Annotated in this window: 13 protein-coding genes; 7 read left to right on the top strand and 6 right to left on the bottom strand. The window is 70.8% G+C overall.

Annotated features, from left to right (window positions below; translation table 11 throughout):
* Nucleotides 1–21: 21 nt before the first annotated feature.
* On the bottom strand, nucleotides 22–3,174 hold the full coding sequence (gene ileS / locus ACFY1U_RS03685) for an isoleucine--tRNA ligase (RefSeq protein ID WP_390692496.1): 3,153 nt from the start codon (nucleotides 3,172–3,174) through the stop codon (nucleotides 22–24).
* A gap of 1,376 nt (nucleotides 3,175–4,550) precedes the next feature.
* On the opposite strand from ileS, the gene ACFY1U_RS03690 reads away from it, so the two are divergent.
* The 6 genes from ACFY1U_RS03690 (at nucleotide 4,551) to ACFY1U_RS03715 (ending at nucleotide 9,875) form a co-directional block, all read left to right on the top strand.
* Nucleotides 4,551–5,279: a TraR/DksA family transcriptional regulator gene (locus ACFY1U_RS03690; protein WP_390692497.1), complete on the top strand. Its 729-nt coding sequence runs from the start codon at nucleotides 4,551–4,553 to the stop codon at nucleotides 5,277–5,279.
* 61 nt (nucleotides 5,280–5,340) lie between these two features.
* Nucleotides 5,341–5,916, top strand: coding sequence for a signal peptidase II (gene lspA, locus ACFY1U_RS03695; RefSeq protein WP_390692498.1), 576 nt, complete (start codon nucleotides 5,341–5,343; stop codon nucleotides 5,914–5,916).
* A gap of 58 nt (nucleotides 5,917–5,974) precedes the next feature.
* Nucleotides 5,975–6,919 carry an RluA family pseudouridine synthase gene (locus ACFY1U_RS03700; protein WP_390692499.1) on the top strand — a complete coding sequence of 315 codons (945 nt, stop codon included), beginning with the start codon at nucleotides 5,975–5,977 and terminating at the stop codon, nucleotides 6,917–6,919.
* Entirely contained in the window at nucleotides 6,916–7,386 is a 471-nt protein-coding gene (locus ACFY1U_RS03705) for a GNAT family N-acetyltransferase (protein WP_390692500.1), read from the top strand. The genes ACFY1U_RS03700 and ACFY1U_RS03705 overlap by 4 nt, the downstream gene beginning before the upstream one ends.
* Nucleotides 7,387–7,471: 85 nt before the next feature.
* A complete protein-coding gene (locus ACFY1U_RS03710) occupies nucleotides 7,472–9,058 on the top strand; it encodes a Na+/H+ antiporter (RefSeq protein ID WP_390692501.1) in 1,587 nt (528 codons plus the stop codon).
* Nucleotides 9,059–9,134: 76 nt separating this feature from the next.
* A complete protein-coding gene (locus ACFY1U_RS03715; RefSeq protein ID WP_390692502.1) occupies nucleotides 9,135–9,875 on the top strand; it encodes an SDR family NAD(P)-dependent oxidoreductase in 741 nt (246 codons plus the stop codon).
* Between the two features lie 171 nt (nucleotides 9,876–10,046).
* Here the strand turns inward: ACFY1U_RS03715 and ACFY1U_RS03720 are convergent, their stop codons facing one another.
* Complete coding sequence (locus ACFY1U_RS03720) at nucleotides 10,047–11,156, bottom strand: mechanosensitive ion channel family protein (RefSeq protein ID WP_390692503.1); 1,110 nt, start codon at nucleotides 11,154–11,156, stop codon at nucleotides 10,047–10,049.
* Nucleotides 11,157–11,263: 107 nt separating this feature from the next.
* Between ACFY1U_RS03720 and ACFY1U_RS03725 the strand changes: the two genes are divergently transcribed.
* Nucleotides 11,264–11,833, top strand: coding sequence for a dienelactone hydrolase family protein (locus tag ACFY1U_RS03725; protein ID WP_390692504.1), 570 nt, complete (start codon nucleotides 11,264–11,266; stop codon nucleotides 11,831–11,833).
* 15 nt (nucleotides 11,834–11,848) lie between these two features.
* Here ACFY1U_RS03725 and ACFY1U_RS03730 read toward each other — a convergent pair whose 3' ends face one another.
* From ACFY1U_RS03730 to ACFY1U_RS03745, 4 genes are all read right to left on the bottom strand, one after another.
* On the bottom strand, nucleotides 11,849–13,519 hold the full coding sequence (locus tag ACFY1U_RS03730) for an alkaline phosphatase D family protein (protein ID WP_390692505.1): 1,671 nt from the start codon (nucleotides 13,517–13,519) through the stop codon (nucleotides 11,849–11,851).
* Between the two features lie 107 nt (nucleotides 13,520–13,626).
* Nucleotides 13,627–14,445 carry a thioredoxin domain-containing protein gene (locus ACFY1U_RS03735; RefSeq protein ID WP_390692506.1) on the bottom strand — a complete coding sequence of 273 codons (819 nt, stop codon included), beginning with the start codon at nucleotides 14,443–14,445 and terminating at the stop codon, nucleotides 13,627–13,629.
* 117 nt (nucleotides 14,446–14,562) lie between these two features.
* Nucleotides 14,563–15,267: a hypothetical protein gene (locus ACFY1U_RS03740; protein ID WP_390692507.1), complete on the bottom strand. Its 705-nt coding sequence runs from the start codon at nucleotides 15,265–15,267 to the stop codon at nucleotides 14,563–14,565.
* A 78-nt stretch (nucleotides 15,268–15,345) separates the two neighbouring features.
* Nucleotides 15,346–16,671 (bottom strand): DUF2252 domain-containing protein, encoded by a 1,326-nt coding sequence (locus ACFY1U_RS03745; RefSeq protein ID WP_390692508.1) that lies wholly within the window; start codon nucleotides 16,669–16,671, stop codon nucleotides 15,346–15,348.
* Nucleotides 16,672–16,849: the final 178 nt, after the last annotated feature.

The following is a 16,849-nucleotide window of genomic DNA, read 5'->3' on the forward strand; positions in this document are numbered from 1 at the left end:
GCCGGGCCCTGGCGCGTTCGCTTACGCCTTGCGCAGGCGGAACGTGAGGGACAGACCCTCGTCGGTGAACGGCTCGCCGTAGGTGTCGTCCGCCTCGCCCTGGGCGCTGTGCTCATTCAAGAAGGCGGTGGCCAGGACCTCGTCCGCGATCAGGGCCGCGTGCTCGGTGAGAGCCGCGATGACCGCGGGGTCGGTGGACGTCCAGCGCAGGGCGATACGGTCGGCCACGTCGAGGCCGCTGTTCTTGCGGGCCTCCTGGATCAGGCGGATCGCGTCACGGGCCAGGCCCGCCTGACGCAGCTCCTCGGTGATCTCCAGATCGAGGGCGACCGTGGCACCCGAGTCGGAGGCCACCGACCAGCCCTCGCGCGGGGTTTCCGTGATGATCACCTCGTCCGGGGCGAGCGTGATCGTCTCACCGTCGACCTGGACCGACGCCGTCCCCTCGCGCAGGGCCAGGGACAGCGCGGCCGCGTCCGCTTCCGCGACGGCCTTGGCCACGTCCTGGACGCGCTTGCCGAACCGCTTGCCCAGGGCACGGAAGTTGGCCTTCGCGGTCGTGTCGACCAGGCTGCCGCCGACCTCGCTGAGCGACGCCAGGGATGTGACGTTCAACTCCTCCGTGATCTGCGTGTGCAGCTCCCGGTCGAGGGCGTCGAAGCCGGTCGCGGCGATGAGCGCACGGGACAGCGGCTGGCGCGTCTTGACGCCCGACTCCGCGCGCGTGGCCCGGCCCAGCTCGACGAGCCGGCGCACCAGCACCATCTGCTTCGACAGCTCCGGGTCGATCGCGGTGAGGTCCGCCTCCGGCCAGGAGGCCAGGTGCACCGACTCCGGGGCGCCCGGGGCGACCGGCACGATCAGGTCCTGCCAGACCCGCTCGGTGATGAACGGGGTCAGCGGGGCCATCAGCTTGGTGACCGTCTCGACCACCTCGTGCAGGGTGCGCAGCGCAGCCTTGTCGCCCTGCCAGAAGCGGCGGCGCGAGCGGCGGACGTACCAGTTGGAGAGGTCGTCGACGAACGCCGACAGGAGCTTGCCGGCGCGCTGGGTGTCGTACGCCTCCAGGGACTCGGTCACCTGGTCGGTCAGCGCGTGGAGTTCGGACAGCAGCCAGCGGTCCAGGACCGGGCGGTCCGCCGGGGCCGGATCGGCCTCGCTGGGCGCCCAGTTGGAGGTGCGCGCGTACAGGGCCTGGAAGGCGACCGTGTTCCAGTACGTGAGGAGCGTCTTGCGGACGACCTCCTGGATGGTGCCGTGACCCACGCGGCGCGCCGCCCACGGGGAGCCTCCGGCCGCCATGAACCAGCGCACCGCGTCGGCGCCGTGCTGGTCCATCAGCGGGATCGGCTGCAGGATGTTGCCCAGGTGCTTGGACATCTTGCGGCCGTCCTCGGCGAGGATGTGGCCGAGGCAGACCACGTTCTCGTACGAGGACTTGTCGAAGACCAGCGTGCCGACGGCCATCAGCGTGTAGAACCAGCCGCGGGTCTGGTCGATCGCCTCGGAGATGAACTGCGCCGGGTAGCGGCTCTCGAACAACTCCTTGTTCTTGTACGGGTATCCCCACTGCGCGAACGGCATCGAACCCGAGTCGTACCAGGCGTCGATGACCTCCGGCACGCGCGTGGCCGACTTGGCGCACTTCGGGCAGGCGAAGGTGACGTCGTCGATGTACGGGCGGTGCGGGTCCAGTTCGGACTGGTCGGTGCCCGTCAGCTCGGTGAGCTCGGCGCGGGAGCCGACCACGGTGAGGTGGTCGTCCTCGCAGCGCCAGATCGGCAGCGGGGTGCCCCAGTAGCGGTTGCGGGACAGCGCCCAGTCGATGTTGTTGTTCAGCCAGTCGCCGTACCGGCCGTGCTTGACCGTGTCGGGGAACCAGTTGGTGTTCTCGTTCTCCTGCAGCAGGCGGTCCTTGACGGCCGTGGTGCGGATGTACCAGGACGGCTGCGCGTAGTAGAGGAGCGCGGTGTGGCAGCGCCAGCAGTGCGGGTAGCTGTGCTCGTACGGGATGTGCCGGAAGAGGAGGCCGCGCTGCTGGAGGTCCTCGGTGAGCTGTTCGTCCGCCTTCTTGAAGAAGACGCCGCCGACCAGGGGGACGTCCTCCTCGAAGGTGCCGTCGGGGCGGACGGGGTTCACCACGGGCAGGTCGTAGGCGCGGCAGACCTTGAGGTCGTCCTCACCGAAGGCGGGGGACTGGTGGACCAGGCCCGTACCGTCCTCGGTCGTGACGTACTCGGCGTTGACGACGAAATGCGCCTCGGCCGGGAACTCGACGAGCTCGAAGGGTCGTTGATACGTCCAGCGCTCCATCTCGGCGCCGGTGAAGGTCTGGCCCGTGGTCTCCCAGCCCTCGCCGAGCGCCTTGCCGACGAGCGGTTCGGCGACGACGAGCTTCTCCTCGCCGTCGGTCGCGACGACGTAGGTGACCTCGGGGTGGGCGGCGACGGCCGTGTTGGAGACCAGCGTCCAGGGGGTCGTCGTCCACACCAGGAGCGCGGCTTCGCCGGCGAGCGGACCGGAGGTGAGGGGGAAACGGACGTACACGGACGGGTCGACGACCGTCTCGTAGCCCTGCGCCAGCTCGTGGTCCGACAGGCCGGTGCCGCAGCGGGGGCACCAGGGGGCGACGCGGTGGTCCTGGACCAGGAGGCCCTTGTTGAAGATCTCCTTCAGCGACCACCAGACCGACTCGATGTACTCCGGGTCCATCGTGCGGTAGGGGTCGTTGAGGTCGGTCCAGTAACCCATGCGGGTCGTGAGGGCCTCGAAGGCGTCGGTGTGGCGGGTCACCGACTCGCGGCACTTGGCGTTGAACTCGGCGATGCCGTACGCCTCGATGTCCTTCTTGCCGGAGAAGCCGAGCTCCTTCTCGACCGCCAGCTCCACCGGGAGGCCGTGGCAGTCCCAGCCGGCCTTGCGGGCCACGTGGTAGCCGCGCATGGTGCGGAAGCGGGGGAAGACGTCCTTGAAGACGCGCGCCTCGATGTGGTGGGCGCCCGGCATGCCGTTGGCGGTGGGCGGGCCCTCGTAGAAGACCCACTCGGGGCGGCCCTCGGACTGCTCCAGGGTCTTGGCGAAGATCTTCTGCTCGCGCCAGAAGTCGAGCACGGCGTGCTCGAGCGCGGGCAGGTCGACCTGGGCGGGCACCTGGCGGTACGTCGGCGATGTCATCAGCGAGCTTCCTCCGGCGGACTTGCTGCCTTCCGTCCGGAGGGACGAGAGCCGTGTCTTTCTCTACGCCGGTTTCGGCGCGCTCCCGCGGTACCACCCTCCTTGGCTCTCCGGTGCGTGCCGCGCAACGGTGAGCCCCCTCATTGGGGTCGCGATGCCGGTTCTACCGGCCACAGCCCTTCGGCTGCGGCTTTCTTCCGGCGGCTCCGGGGTGATCTTCACGTCGCGCTCGCCCCCGGGCTTCCACCGTCCCCGGGTCGCTCTGGGCTGCGTACGCCGCTACTCGTCCCCATCCACGCTTTTCGCTCCGCCCAGTGTACGGCGCCGCGCGGACAGCGGCCGACCGGTTTTCTCGCCCGCGTGAGCGGGGGCGGCGTACGGACGGAGATGACCCGAATGGAGCGGTACGCGTGTTCGGATTCTGGGACGGGCCCTCCGGCGGATTACCCCGCGGGGAGCTGGGCACAACGCATGCAGGCTTGCGGAGCGGCGTGCGTGAGCCGGGCGAATCGGGCGGTGCCCCGTTGCCGCGGGACTGAAGTCGATTTATCGTCCCAGCACGATTCGCGTGCAAGATCACAATATGTGAAGGGGCCGCGGCCATGGTGGCGAAGAAGACCGCCGTACAGCAGTCGGCGTCCGACGGGTCCCCCCAGGCCTCCGGCGGTGCGGCCAAGGATGTGACCGGGAAGAAGACCGCGCGGGGAGGGGCCACGGCACGTGCGGTCAAGCCGCCCCCTGGGAAGAAGTCCGCCAAGGCGGCGACCGCCCCCGGAACGTCTCGTTCGAAGAGACCGGTCGAGGAGGAAGCACCCGAGAGACCCGCGGGCACCGCAAGGCCGGCCGCCGGAAAGAAGACGGCGAGCGGCAAGGGGGCGGCCACCGCAAAGGGTGCTGCCGGGAGGCGCGCGGCGGAGAAGGGCCCGTCAAAGAAGGCGGCGACGGAGAAGCCCGCGGCGAAGAGCTCCGTTGCGAAAAAGGCCGCAGCGAAGAAGGCGGCGGCCAAGAACGCCGGTGTTTCTGAGGGTGCTGCCGAGGAGGGCGGTCGCGCGGGGGCGGGGGAGAAGAGGGCGGTTGGTGGTAGGGCGGCGGCCAAGAGGACCGCCGCTCCGACGGGTGCGGCCGAGGAGGGCCGTCCTGAGGGGGCGGGGGTCGACGGGGCGATTGCGAGGAAAGGCGGCGGTGGTAAGGCGGCGGCCCCGAAGGCCGGCATTCGTGAGGGTGCTGCCGAGGAGGGCGGTCGCGCGGGGGCCGTATCGGGGAAGGCGGGCGGGGGCAGGGCCGTGGCCGGGGGAAGTGCTGCTCGGGATGGTGCTGAACGGGGTACTGGGCAGTCGGCGGCGAAGAAGGCGGGCGCGGCGGTGAAGGAGTCGGCTGTGAAGAGAGCGGCAGGCAAGAAAGACGCAGCCGGCAGAGCCGCCGGCCCGGACGCGACCGCCGAAACCGGCACGGGCGGGCGGGAAGGCGGCGGCAAGGGCGGCAAGTCCGCGGCGGCGAAGAGCACGGTCGAGGGTGGCGGCGCCCGATGGGCGGGTAAGGAGACCGCTGTCGCGAAGCGTGACGGCAGGAAGAGCACGGCCAAGAAGGCGGGCGCGGCCAAGGCCGCGGAGCAGACGGGAGCCACGACGGTGGTTGCGAAGAAGACTCCTGGCACGGCCGCGGCGGCCAAGACCGCCGTACCCAAGGCACGGGTCGCCGCGGCGGAGCCGGGCGAGCTTGCAGTGCGCCCCGGTGAGGACCCCTGGACCCCGGAGGAGGTCGAGGAGGCCCGTGCCGAGCTGCTGTCCGAGATGGAGCGGCTGCGCGAGGAGATCAGCTCGTCCGAGAGCGCCGTCGCCGGTCTGATGCGGGACTCGGGGGACGGCGCGGGCGACGACCAGGCGGACACCGGCACCAAGAACATCACACGCGAGCACGAGCTGGCCCTCGCGGCCAACGCGCGCGAGATGCTCACACAGACCGAGCGCGCCCTGGTACGGCTGGACGCCGGTACCTACGGCCTGTGCGAGAACTGCGGCAACCCCATCGGCAAGGCCCGTATGCAGGCCTTCCCGCGGGCCACCCTGTGCGTGGAGTGCAAGCAGAAGCAGGAACGCCGGTACTGAGGCCGTACGCGCGCGTGTCGTACCCTCGTCCTCAGTCAGGTACCTAGGTTGAAGGACTCACGTGGCAGAGGCGGAGCGCATCATCGGTACGCCGGACACCCCAGAGGCGGCGGGGACCGAGCCGGAGCAGGGCGAGACCGCACGCCCCAGGGGCAAGCGCCGTATCGCCGTGCTGTTCGCGGTCGCCGCCTTCGCGTACGCCCTCGACCTGGTCAGCAAGATGATCGTGGTCGCCAAGCTGGAGAACCACGCGCCGATCCAGATCATCGGGGACTGGCTGCAGTTCGAGGCGATCCGCAACGCGGGCGCGGCCTTCGGCTTCGGCGCGGCCTTCACCGTGATCTTCACGGTGATCGCGGCGGCCGTGATCGTGGTGATCGCCCGGCTCGCCCGCAAGCTCTACAGCCTGCCCTGGGCGGTCGCGCTCGGCCTGCTGCTCGGCGGTGCGCTCGGCAACCTCACCGACCGGATCTTCCGCTCGCCGGGCGTCTTCGAGGGCCGCGTCGTCGATTTTATTTCGCCCAAGGGCTTCGCCGTCTTCAACCTGGCGGACTCGGCGATCGTGTGCGGCGGCATCCTGATCGTGCTGCTGTCGTTCAGGGGGCTCGACCCGGACGGGACCGTCCACAAGGACTGAGTCCGGGCTTTCCACAGGCTCGTTCGGGGCTGTCGGCGGTGTCCGGCATACTCGACGGGTGAGCACGATTCCCGAGATCCGTACCCTGCCCGTGCCCGACGGCCTGGAGGGCGAGCGCGTCGACGCCGCCATCTCCCGCATGTTTGGCTTCTCCCGGACCAAGGCGGCCGAGCTCGCCGCCGCGGGGAAGGTCACGGTCGACGGGTCGGTGGTCGGCAAGTCCGAGCGGGTGAGCGGGGGAGCCTGGCTCGAGGTCGAGATGCCGCAGGCGCCCGCTCCGGTGCAGATCGTCGCGGAGCCGGTCGAGGGCATGGAGATCGTCCACGACGACGATGACGTGGTCGTGATCGTCAAGCCGGTCGGTGTCGCCGCCCACCCGAGCCCCGGCTGGAGCGGGCCGACCGTCATCGGCGGCCTCGCCGCGGCCGGCTACCGCATCTCCACCTCCGGCGCCGCCGAGCGCCAGGGCATCGTGCACCGCCTCGACGTCGGCACCTCGGGCCTGATGGTGGTCGCCAAGTCGGAGCGCGCGTACACCTCGCTCAAGCGCCAGTTCAAGGAGCGCACGGTCGACAAGCGCTACCACACGCTCGTCCAGGGCCACCCCGACCCGACCAGCGGCACCATCGACGCTCCCATCGGCCGCCACCCCAACCACGACTACAAGTGGGCGGTCACGGCGGACGGAAAGCCCTCGGTCACGCACTACGACCTCATCGAGGCCTTCCGCGCGGCCTCGCTGCTCGACGTCAAGCTCGAGACCGGGCGCACCCACCAGATCCGCGTCCACATGGCCGCCCACCGCCACCCCTGCGTCGGCGACCTGACGTACGGAGCCGACCCGACGCTCGCCAAGCGGCTGCACCTGACCCGCCAGTGGCTGCACGCCGTGCGGCTCGGCTTCGAGCACCCCTCGGACGGCCAGTGGGTGGAGTTCGCCAGCGACTACCCGGCCGATCTGCAGAAGGCCCTCGACCAGGTCCGCGAGGAGACGTACGGATGAGCACGCACGCGTACGAGGTGCGTGTCGCCGAGGACCCCGCCGACCGGGAGGCGTGCTTCGCGGTGCGCAAGGAGGTTTTCGTCCGGGAGCAGGGTGTCCCGGAGGACCTCGAGTACGACGCGTACGACGCCGTGGCCGTGCAGGTGCTGGCCGTGCGGGAGGACGGGGTGCCGCTCGGCACCGGACGCCTGCTGTACGGGGAGGCGGCCGCCGCCAAGGTCGGCGACGACCTGACGGTGGGGTCGCTCGGGCGGCTCGCCGTCGCCAAGGAGGCCCGTGGGCTCGGCGTCGGCATCGCCCTCGTGCGGGCCATCGAGGACGCGGCACGCGCGCGCGGGCTCGCGGCGGTGGATCTGCACGCGCAGACGCATGCGCTGGGGTTCTACGAGCGGCTGGGATACGAGGCGTACGGGCCGGAGTACCCGGAGGCGGGCATCCCGCACCGGGCGATGCGGCGCGCTCTGTAGCAAGGCCCGAAAAGGCTCGCGGCGACGGCGGCATGGCAGGCTTGAAAGCCGCTGCCCGTATGTCGACCTTCCCGGAGCGCTGACCGTGGATCAGTTGGCCCTGCTGTTCGTGCTGTTGCTCGGGGCCCTGGTGAGCGTCCCGGTCGGGGACCGGTTCGGACTGCCGGCGCCGGTGCTGATGACCCTCTTCGGGATCGTGCTCGCCGTGGCCGACTTCGTGCCGAACGTCGACGTCCCGCCGGAGCTGATCCTGCCCCTGCTGCTCCCGCCGCTGCTGTACGCGGCGGCGCGGCGCACGTCCTGGCGGCAGTTCGCGGCGAACCGGCGGCCGATCTTCCTGCTGGCGGTGGCGCTGGTGTTCGTCACCACCGTGTGCGTGGCCGTCGTCGCGCACACGATCGTGCCGGGGCTGCCCGTCGCCGCCGCCGTGGCACTCGGCGCGCTTGTCGCACCGCCCGACCCGGTCGCCGCGACCGCGGTCGCCGGACAGCTCGGGCTGCCCCGCCGGCTCGTGTCCATCCTGGAGGGCGAGGGCCTGTTCAACGACGTCACGGCGATCGTGCTGTACCACGTGGCGATCGCCGCCGCCGTCAGCGGCAGCTTCACACCGGGACGTGCGGCGCTCGACCTGGTGCTGTCCGCCGTGGTGGCCGTGGCGGTGGGGCTCGCGCTCGGCTGGGGCGCCAACCGGCTCATGGATCTGCTGGGCGACGCGACCCTGCAGATCGGGATGACGCTGCTCGTGCCGTACGCCTCGTACGTCCTCGCGGAGGAGCTGCACGGCTCCGGTGTGCTCGCCGTGCTCACGACCGCCCTGTTCCTCGCGGAGTACGCCACCGACGCCGACGACGTGCTGGCACGGCTGACCGGGCATGCCTTCTGGGACATCGTCGACACGCTCGTCACGGGTGTCGCCTTCGGGCTGATCGGCCTCGAACTGCACAACGCGATCCGGACGGCGTCCGGGCGCTGGGGCGAGATGCTCGGCTGGGCGGGCGTGATCGTGGCCGTCGTGGTCGTCGTACGACTGGTGTACCTGTTGCCGGCGACCTGGCTCACCAAGCGGCTGCACGCCGGACGGGACCACGACGAGGACATCCCGATGAGCGTGCGGGAGACCGTCGTCATGTGGTGGTCGGGGATGCGGGGAGTGGCCTCGGTGGCCCTGGCGCTGGCGATTCCGCTGAGGACCGACGACGGTTCGGCCTTTCCCGACCGGGACGAGATCGTGTTCATCGCCTTCGGGGTGATCATGGGGACGCTGGTGCTGCAGGGGCTGACCCTGCCGTGGCTGGTGAAGCGGCTGGGGGTGGAGGCCGACACGGAGCGGGAGAAGGAGTTCGAGAAGTCCCTCGCCGTCCGGGCGGCCAAGGCGGCCAAGCGGCGGCTGAGGGAGATCGAGAAGGTCGAGGAGCTGCCGGAGGAGCTGTCCGAGCAGATGCTGCGGCGGGCCTTCGAGATCGGGGTGCGGATCAGCCCGGAGATGGGCGACGAGGAGCGGCGGGAGGCGCATGAACACCGCGTGCGCCGGCTGAAGCGGGTGCGGCGGATCCAGGGCGAGATGCTCAGCGCGGCACGGCACGAGGTGCTGGCCGCGCGCAGCGAGCCCGGGGCGGATCCGGAGATCGTGGACCGGGTGCTGCGCCATCTCGACGTACGGAGTCTGCGCTGAGGACGGTTTCGTGATCTGCACATGGCGGGCGCGTAAATGCAGCGCCCCGCCCGGATGCGGTGCGTAGGGTCGGATCATGTCTCGCAATGTCGTAATCAGTGGTGGCGGTACGGGGATCGGACGTGCCGCGGCGCAGGTCTTCGCGGCGGACGGGGACCGGGTCCTGCTGCTCGGGCGGCGGGCGGAGGTACTGGAGAAGGCCGCGGTGCCGGGCGCTTCGACCCACGCGGCGGATCTGAGCGATCCGGCCGCCGTGCGCGGCGTCGCCGACTTCGTGGAGCGGGAGTTCGGGACCGTGGACGTACTGATCCACGGTGCCGGGGGCACCGGGCAGCTGGAGCCCGCCGCCGAGAGCGAGGACCCGCTCGACCGGGTCGCGCACAACTGGACCGTCAACTTCCGGATCAACACCCTCACGGCGGCCCTGCTCACGGAGGCCCTGAAGGACCGGCTGGCCACGCCGGGCGGGCGGGTGCTGTTCGTCAGCTCCATCGCCGCCTACCGGGGGTCCGGCAGCGGGGCGTACGGCGGCGCCAAGGCCGCGTTGCACCCGTACGCCCATGACCTCGCCCGGGAGCTGGGGCCGCGCGGGATCACCGCCAACGTGGTCGCGCCCGGGTACATCGAGGACACCGAGTTCTTCGGGCCGCAGATCGACCCCGCGCGGCGCGCACGGCTCGTCGACGACACCCTGGACAAGCGCGCCGGCACCCCTGGCGACGTGGCCGCGACCCTGCACTGGCTCGCCTCGCCGGGCGCCGGGCACGTCACCTCGCAGGTGATCCAGGTCAACGGGGGCGCGGAGCGCGGCCACTGAGGCCGTCAGGGCCTGTCCGGCGGATCAGCTCGGCGTCGACTCCCTCCTCTGCCTTGCAGCTGCACGCTCCCCCACGCTCGAACCACCTCGCGCGGGGGCACCCCCATGACCCCGCTCGGGCCCGCTGCAAGGCGCAGCTTCTTGCAGCCGACCTGATCCGCCGGACAGGCCCTAGCCGCGGCCGGTCCTCGGCGCGGGTGTGCGGCGGGCCGCGCCGTCCGGGGAGCTGTCGAAGGAGCGCCGGCTCGCCGGCAGGGCCGCGTCCGAGGTGTTGACGCGGGGCAGCGCATACGGGTGCTGCTCGCAGAGCCAGCGGACCATGTGCTCGCGGACGGTGACCCGCACCGTCCATATGTCGTCGGCGTCCTTGGCCGTCACCAGGGCCCGCACCTGCATGGTGTTCGGGGTGGTGTCCGTGACGGCCAGGCCGTAGTCGCGGCCGTCCCAGGCCGGGCACTCGCGCAGGATGTCGCGGAGCTTCTCGCGCATCAGCTCCACCGGCGCCGAGTGGTCGAGGTGCCAGTAGACGATGCCCGTCATCTGACTGCTGCCGCGGGACCAGTTCTCGAAGGGCTTCGAGGTGAAGTACGAGACCGGCATGGTGATCCGGCGCTCGTCCCAGGTCCGCACGGTCAGGAACGTCAGCGTGATCTCCTCGACCGTGCCCCACTCGCCGTCCACCACGACCGTGTCGCCGAGCCGCACCATGTCGCCGAAGGCGATCTGCAGGCCCGCGAACAGGTTGCTGAGCGTCGACTGGGCGGCGACACCGGCGACGATGCCGAGGATGCCGGCCGAGGCCAGCAGCGAGGCGCCCGCGGCACGCATCGCCGGGAACGTCAGGAGCATCGCGGCCGTGGCCACCACGCCGATGACCGCCGCGACCACCCGCATGATCAGCGACACCTGGGTGCGCACGCGCCGTACCCGGGCCGGATCGTGGTGGAGGCGGGCGTAACGGGAGTAGGACGTCTCCACGACGGCCGCCGCGATACGGATCATCAGCCAGGCCGTCGACCCGATCAGCACCAGGGTCAGCGTCCGGCCGATGCCGACCTCGTGCTCCTGCAGCAGCTGCGCCTCGTCGTAGGAGCCTCTGAGCATGGCCGAGCACAGCACCAGCTGGTAGGGGATGCGGCCGCGGCGCAGCAGTCCCCACAGCGGGGTCTCGCCGTGCCGCTCGTCGGCCTTGCGCAGCAGCAGATCGGTGGCCCAGCCGATGAACAACGTGAGCACGACCGAGCCGCCGATCACGATCAGCGGGCGGAGTACGTTCTCCATGCCTGCGAACCTAACCGGCTCCGGGGGGTCATGAACATGTGAGTTCGGGCTCGTACGGGGTACGGCCGCGAGGCGGCGCTGTCAGTCCCGGCTGGCACGATGGCCTCATGAACATCATGCTCTTTCACTCGACCTACGGTCTGCGGCCCGCGGTGCGCGAGGCCGCGGACCGGCTGCGCGGCGCCGGGCACGAGGTGTGGACCCCGGACCTCTTCGACGGGCGTACGTTCGAGACGGTCGAAGAGGGCATGGCCTTCAACGACGAGATCGGCAAGGACGAGCTGCTGAAGAGAGCCGTCCTGGCCGCCGCGCCCTACTCGGAGCGGGGCCTTGTGTACGCCGGGTTCTCGCTCGGCGCCTCCATCGCCCAGACCCTCGCGCTCGGCGACGAGAAGGCGCGCGGGCTGCTGCTCCTGCACGGCACGTCGGACATCGCGCCCAACGCGGCCGTGGACGACCTGCCGGTCCAGCTGCATGTCGCCGAGCCGGACCCGTTCGAGACGGACGACTGGCTGAGCGCCTGGTATCTGCAGATGGGCAGGGCGGGCGCTGACGTCGAGGTCTACAGATACGCGGGGGCGGGCCACCTCTACACCGACCCCGGGCTGCCGGACTACGACGAGGAGGCCGCCGAGGCCACCTGGCGGGTGGCGCTCGGCTTCCTCGAGACCCTGTAGAAGCCCTCCGGCCCGCTATACGGGGTCGTACGTCCGCTCGACCTTCTGGGTGCCGGTGCGCGTGCGGTACGAACGCACCCAGGCGGAGGTCGCGTCGGCCTTCGTGCGGTCGGACAGGACGTAGTAGTCCATCTGCGCGCGCTCGGCGGTGAGGTCCAGGACGCCGTAGCCGTGGCGGTCGGTGTCGACCCAGTGGACGTGCCGGTTGGCCGCCTTGATGATCGGCGAGGCGATCGCGGAGACCGTGCCCTCGGGGACCTTCACGATGTCGTCGAGGTTGTCGGAGGTCACCGAGGTGACGACGAACTCCGTGGCGGCCGAGGCGGACAGCGGGTACGTACCGGCGTCCACCGGCACGTCGTTGGCCCACGCCATGTGGATGTCGCCGGTCAGGAAGACGGTGTTGCCGATCGCGTTCGAGGTGAGATGGGCCAGCAGCTCGCGGCGGTCGTCGGTGTAGCCGTCCCACTGGTCGGTGTTCACGGCGAGGCCGTCCTGCGGCAGGCTCAGCAGCTTGGCCAGCGGCTTGAGCAGGTCGGCGGTGAGCGAGCCGATGACGAACGGCGCGATCATCACCGAGTTGCCGACCAGCCGCCAGGTGGTGTCGGAGGCCTTCAACCCCGCCTTCAGCCAGTCGAGTTGGGCCCGCCCGGTGATCGTGCGGTCCGGGTCGTCCACCGAGCCGGAGCCCGTGGACGCCTGCTGGGAGCGGAAGGAGCGCAGGTCGAGGAGGGAGAGGTCGGCGAGCTTGCCGAAGCGCAACCGGCGGTAGGTGGTGCCCGCGATCGCCGGGCGGACCGGCATCCACTCGAAGTAGGCCTGCTTGGCGGCCGCCTTGCGGTCGGTCCAGGTGCCCTCGGCGCCCTCGGTGTGGTTGACCGCGCCGCCGGACCACGCGTTGTCGGCGAACTCGTGGTCGTCCCAGATCGCCACGACCGGCGCCTTGTGGTGCAGGGCCTGCAGATCCGGGTCGGTCTTGTACTTGCCGTGCCGGGTGCGGTAGTCGGCGAGGGTGATGATCTCGTTCGTCGGCGCGTGCGGGCGGACGACGGTGCCGCGGGCCGCGTACTCGCCGGACTTGTACTCGTAGATGTAGTCGCCGAGATGCAGCCAGGCGTCCAGGTCGTTTCGGGCCGCGAGATGGCGGTACGCGGCGAAGTAGCCGGCCTCCCAGTTGGCGCAGGTGACCACGCCGAAGCGCAGGCCCGGCACGGCGGCGTCGGCGGCGGGCGCCGTACGGGTGCGGGCGAGCGGGGAGTCGGTGGGGCCGGCGGAGAACCGGAACCAGTAGTCGGTGGCCGGCTCCAGGCCCCGGATGTCCGCCTTGACGGTGTGGTCGGAGGCGGCAGTCGCGGTGGTCGAGCCCTTGGCGACGATGTTCGTCAGCGCCTTGTCCTTGGCGACGACCCAGCTGACCTCGGTGTCCGGGCCGAGCCCCGAGCCGGGTATGGCCTCGGCGGTGGGCGTCACCCGGGTCCACAGCAGGATGCCGTCGGGCAGCGGGTCGCCGGAGGCGACGCCGTGCAGGAAGGCGGGGGCGTCCGCGGCCGCGCGGGCCGGGAGCGCGGCGGCGAGCGGTCCGGCCAGGACAGCGGTCGCCGCCGCGGCCTTGACGACCGTACGGCGGCGCGGAGAGAGCGAGTTGAGGGCCTGGGACGCCCCGGATGATCTGTATCGACTGGTCACGACCGAACAGGTTACTGATCGGTATGCGTGAGAGCGGGCGAACCCGGAATGTTCGCCCGCTCTTCATGCGGAGGCTGGATTCCCCGTGGGCGTCAGCCCTTTCGGCGTCAGCCCTTGAGGGCCGCCCCCACCACCCTGTTGAAGTCGGCCACCGTCAGGAGCGGCGTGCTCTTGCCGTCGGCGAAGAGCTGCTTGCCGTCCATGACGAAGCCCGGGGTGCCGGTCACGCCGTCCTTGTTGTCGTCGAAGGTCTTCGACATGGCCATCGCCCAGGCGTCGTAGGTGCCCTTCTTGACCGCGTCCTGGAACTTCGTGTTGTCCTTCAGCGCGGGAACGGTCTGGGCGATCTTGATGAGGTAGGAGTCGTCCTTGAACTTGTCCTGCGTCTCGTCCGGGTGCCACTGCGCCGAGTACATCGCGGTCTTGTAGTCGAGGAAGGCCTGGTCGCTGACGTTCAGCGCGGCGCCCAGAGCGCTCAGCGCGTTCTTGGAGCCCTGGCCGTTGTCCTTCCGGTCGATGAAGGTGGCGCCGACGTACTGGAACTTGAACTTGCCCTCGTCGAGGTCCTTCTTGAAGGTCGGGCCGACGACCTGCTCGAACTGGGCGCACACGGGGCAGCGCGGGTCCTCATAGACCTTGAGGGTCTTCTTGGCGGTGCTCTTGCCGATGACGACCGTGGTGCCGTTGGCCCCCGTGGTGTTGGCGGGGGCCGTGACCTTGGCGTCCTTCAGGCCCTCCCAGTAGCTGGGCTTGTTGGCCTGGACGACGGCGTAGCCTATGCCGCCGGCCGCCGCCAGTACGGCCACCACCGAACCGGCCACAATGGCCTGCCGCTTGGCCTTGGCCCTCTTGGCCTGGCGCTCGCGCTCCTGCCGCAGCCGCTCTCGGGCCGCCGTCTTCGAGGCCTGGCTGTTCCGCTTGCTCATGTCGGTGTTCTCCATGTGGGACCGCATACGTCGTACGCGGGATACGTGTGGGGGACTGGTCGTGCTCAGGTGCTGTGCGCAGTGACGGTGTATGCCGTGCGGCGCACCTGGTGTCGCTCAGGCGAAGACGACCGAGCACGGCGGGCCACGCCGTCCCAGGGAGTGCACGAGGATCCGCTCGCGGGCGCCGGCCGCGGGGCCGCCGGTGTGCCGTACGAGGGGCGCCGGCGCGGCAGGCCGGACGGTCACCGCGGCGGCCGCCAGCAGCAGCGGACGGAAGGTGGTCGCGGTCACCGCGCGGACCAGTTGGGCCAGCGCCCGCTCGCCGCGGCGCAGCCAGGCGGCGGCCAGCAGGCCGACGCCTACATGAGCGGCCAGCAGCAGCCAGGCGGTGGCCGGGTCGGCGTGGGCGAGCAGGGCGGCGAGCCGGTCGGTGCCGGTGCCGGTCACGCGTGCCAGCGGGGCGGTCGCCCCGGAGCCGATGCCGGTGCCGTTGCCGCACAGCACGTCGAAGCCGACCGAGCGCAGGGGACCGGCGACCGGACCGCCCGCGCGGCCGTAGCAGACGTGCTGGCCGGTGGTGAAGACCGTGTCGGCGGCCAGCTCCAGCGGGATCAGCAGGGCGGCGATCCGCGCGAAACCGCGCTCCCGTCCGGCCAGGGCGTAGGCGACCGTGAACACGGCGGCGGCGACCGCGGCCACCGTGTTGAGCGGCAGCGGGACCCGCGACAGCAGCACGTGCGACGCGGTGCTGAGCGTCACGACGAGTGCCGTGAACAGCGCCGCGCGAAGCGCTCTGATGCGGGTCCCGGATATGTCCATAGCGTGGAGAGTCTGTCATGTGGTCCTGTAAGGGACCCCTAAAAGTGCCCTGTGAGACGGCGGACCGACAGCAGACCGTCAGAGACCCGGGATCCGGCCGTTGCGGAACAGGTCCACGAAGATCTGGTGGTCGGCACGCGCGCGTGCGCCGTAGCCGTGCGCGAAGTCGGTCAGCACGCCCGCGAAGCCGTCCTCGTCGGCGGCGATCGCCGCGTCGATGGCGCGCTCGGTGGAGAACGGCACCAGCGACTCACCGGAGGTGTCGTCCGCCGCCGCGTGCATGGCGGCCGTGGCCCGGCCCAGGTCGGCGACGACGGCCGCGATCTCCTCCGGGTCGTCGATGTCGCCCCAGTCCAGGTCGACGGCGTACGGCGACACCTCGGCGACCAGCTGGCCCGCGCCGTCCAGTTCGGTCCAGCCCAGCCACGGGTCCGCGTGTGCCTGCAGGGCGCGCTGGGAGATCACCGTGCGGTGGCCCTCGTGCTGGAAGTAGTCGCGGATCGCCGGGTCGGTGATGTGCCGGGAGACGGCCGGGGTCTGGGCCTGCTTGATGTAGATCACCACATCGTTCTCCAGGGCGTCGCTGTGGCCCTCGAGAAGGATGTTGTACGACGGCAGACCGGCCGATCCGATGCCGATGCCGCGGCGCCCGACCACGTCCTTCACCCGGTACGAGTCCGGGCGGGCCAGGGAGGCGTCCGGCAGCGTCTCCAGATAGCCGTCGAAGGCGGCGAGCACCTTGTAGCGGGTGGCAGCGTCCAGCTCGATGGAGCCGCCGCCGGGCGCGAAACGGCGCTCGAAGTCACGGATCTCCGTCATCGAGTCCAGCAGCCCGAAGCGGGTGAGGGAGCGCGCGTCACGCAGGGCGTCCAGGAGCGGCCCCTGCGCGGTGTCGAGCGTGAAGGGAGGCACCTCGTCGCTCTTCGCGCCCGTCGCCAGGGCGTGGATGCGCTCGCGGTACGAGCCTGCGTACACCTCGACCAGCTCGGTGATCTGGTCGTCGGCGAGCGCCTTCGCGTAGCCGATGAGGGCGATGGAGGCGGAGAAGCGCTTCAGGTCCCAGGTGAAGGGGCCGACGTACGCCTCGTCGAAGTCGTTGACGTTGAAGATCAGGCGGCCGTTCGCGTCCATGTACGTGCCGAAGTTCTCCGCGTGCAGGTCGCCGTGGATCCACACGCGCGAGGTGCGCTCGTCCAGGTACGGGCCGCCGCGCTTCTCAGCGTCCAGGTCGTGGTAGAAGAGGCACGCCGTACCCCGGTAGAACGCGAAGGCCGAGGCGGCCATCTTGCGGAACTTCACGCGGAACGCGGCCGGGTCGGCGGCCAGGAGCCGGCCGAAGGCGGTGTCGAAGACGGCGAGGATCTCCTCGCCGCGCTGCTCGTCGATGAGCTGGGGAACCGACATCGCGGGGTGCCTCCTGGTGCCTGGATGTGTACGACGGCGTTTCTGTTTTTCCAACGGTCGAGGGTGCGCGGAAGTGCCCGCGATCCTCGCAGTGAAGGTACGCGGGGCAGCCCCCGGATTGTCAGTCCCGAGGCATAGACTTCGACGCTGACCCCAGGACTGTCCGCCAGCCCGTCGT

The sequence above is a fragment of the Streptomyces sp. NPDC001351 genome (assembly GCF_042896045.1).
In the GTDB taxonomy this organism is placed as follows: Bacteria; Actinomycetota; Actinomycetes; order Streptomycetales; family Streptomycetaceae; genus Streptomyces.

Coding starts and splice junctions, on each gene's coding strand:
- ileS (WP_390692496.1), bottom strand. CDS start 3,174: ATGACATCGCCGACGTACCGCCAGGTGCCCGCCCAGGTCGACCTGCCC.
- ACFY1U_RS03705 (WP_390692500.1), top strand. CDS start 6,916: ATGAGCACGCACGCGTACGAGGTGCGTGTCGCCGAGGACCCCGCCGAC.
- ACFY1U_RS03715 (WP_390692502.1), top strand. CDS start 9,135: ATGTCTCGCAATGTCGTAATCAGTGGTGGCGGTACGGGGATCGGACGT.
- ACFY1U_RS03720 (WP_390692503.1), bottom strand. CDS start 11,156: ATGGAGAACGTACTCCGCCCGCTGATCGTGATCGGCGGCTCGGTCGTG.
- ACFY1U_RS03725 (WP_390692504.1), top strand. CDS start 11,264: ATGAACATCATGCTCTTTCACTCGACCTACGGTCTGCGGCCCGCGGTG.
- ACFY1U_RS03735 (WP_390692506.1), bottom strand. CDS start 14,445: ATGAGCAAGCGGAACAGCCAGGCCTCGAAGACGGCGGCCCGAGAGCGG.
- ACFY1U_RS03740 (WP_390692507.1), bottom strand. CDS start 15,267: ATGGACATATCCGGGACCCGCATCAGAGCGCTTCGCGCGGCGCTGTTC.
- ACFY1U_RS03745 (WP_390692508.1), bottom strand. CDS start 16,671: ATGTCGGTTCCCCAGCTCATCGACGAGCAGCGCGGCGAGGAGATCCTC.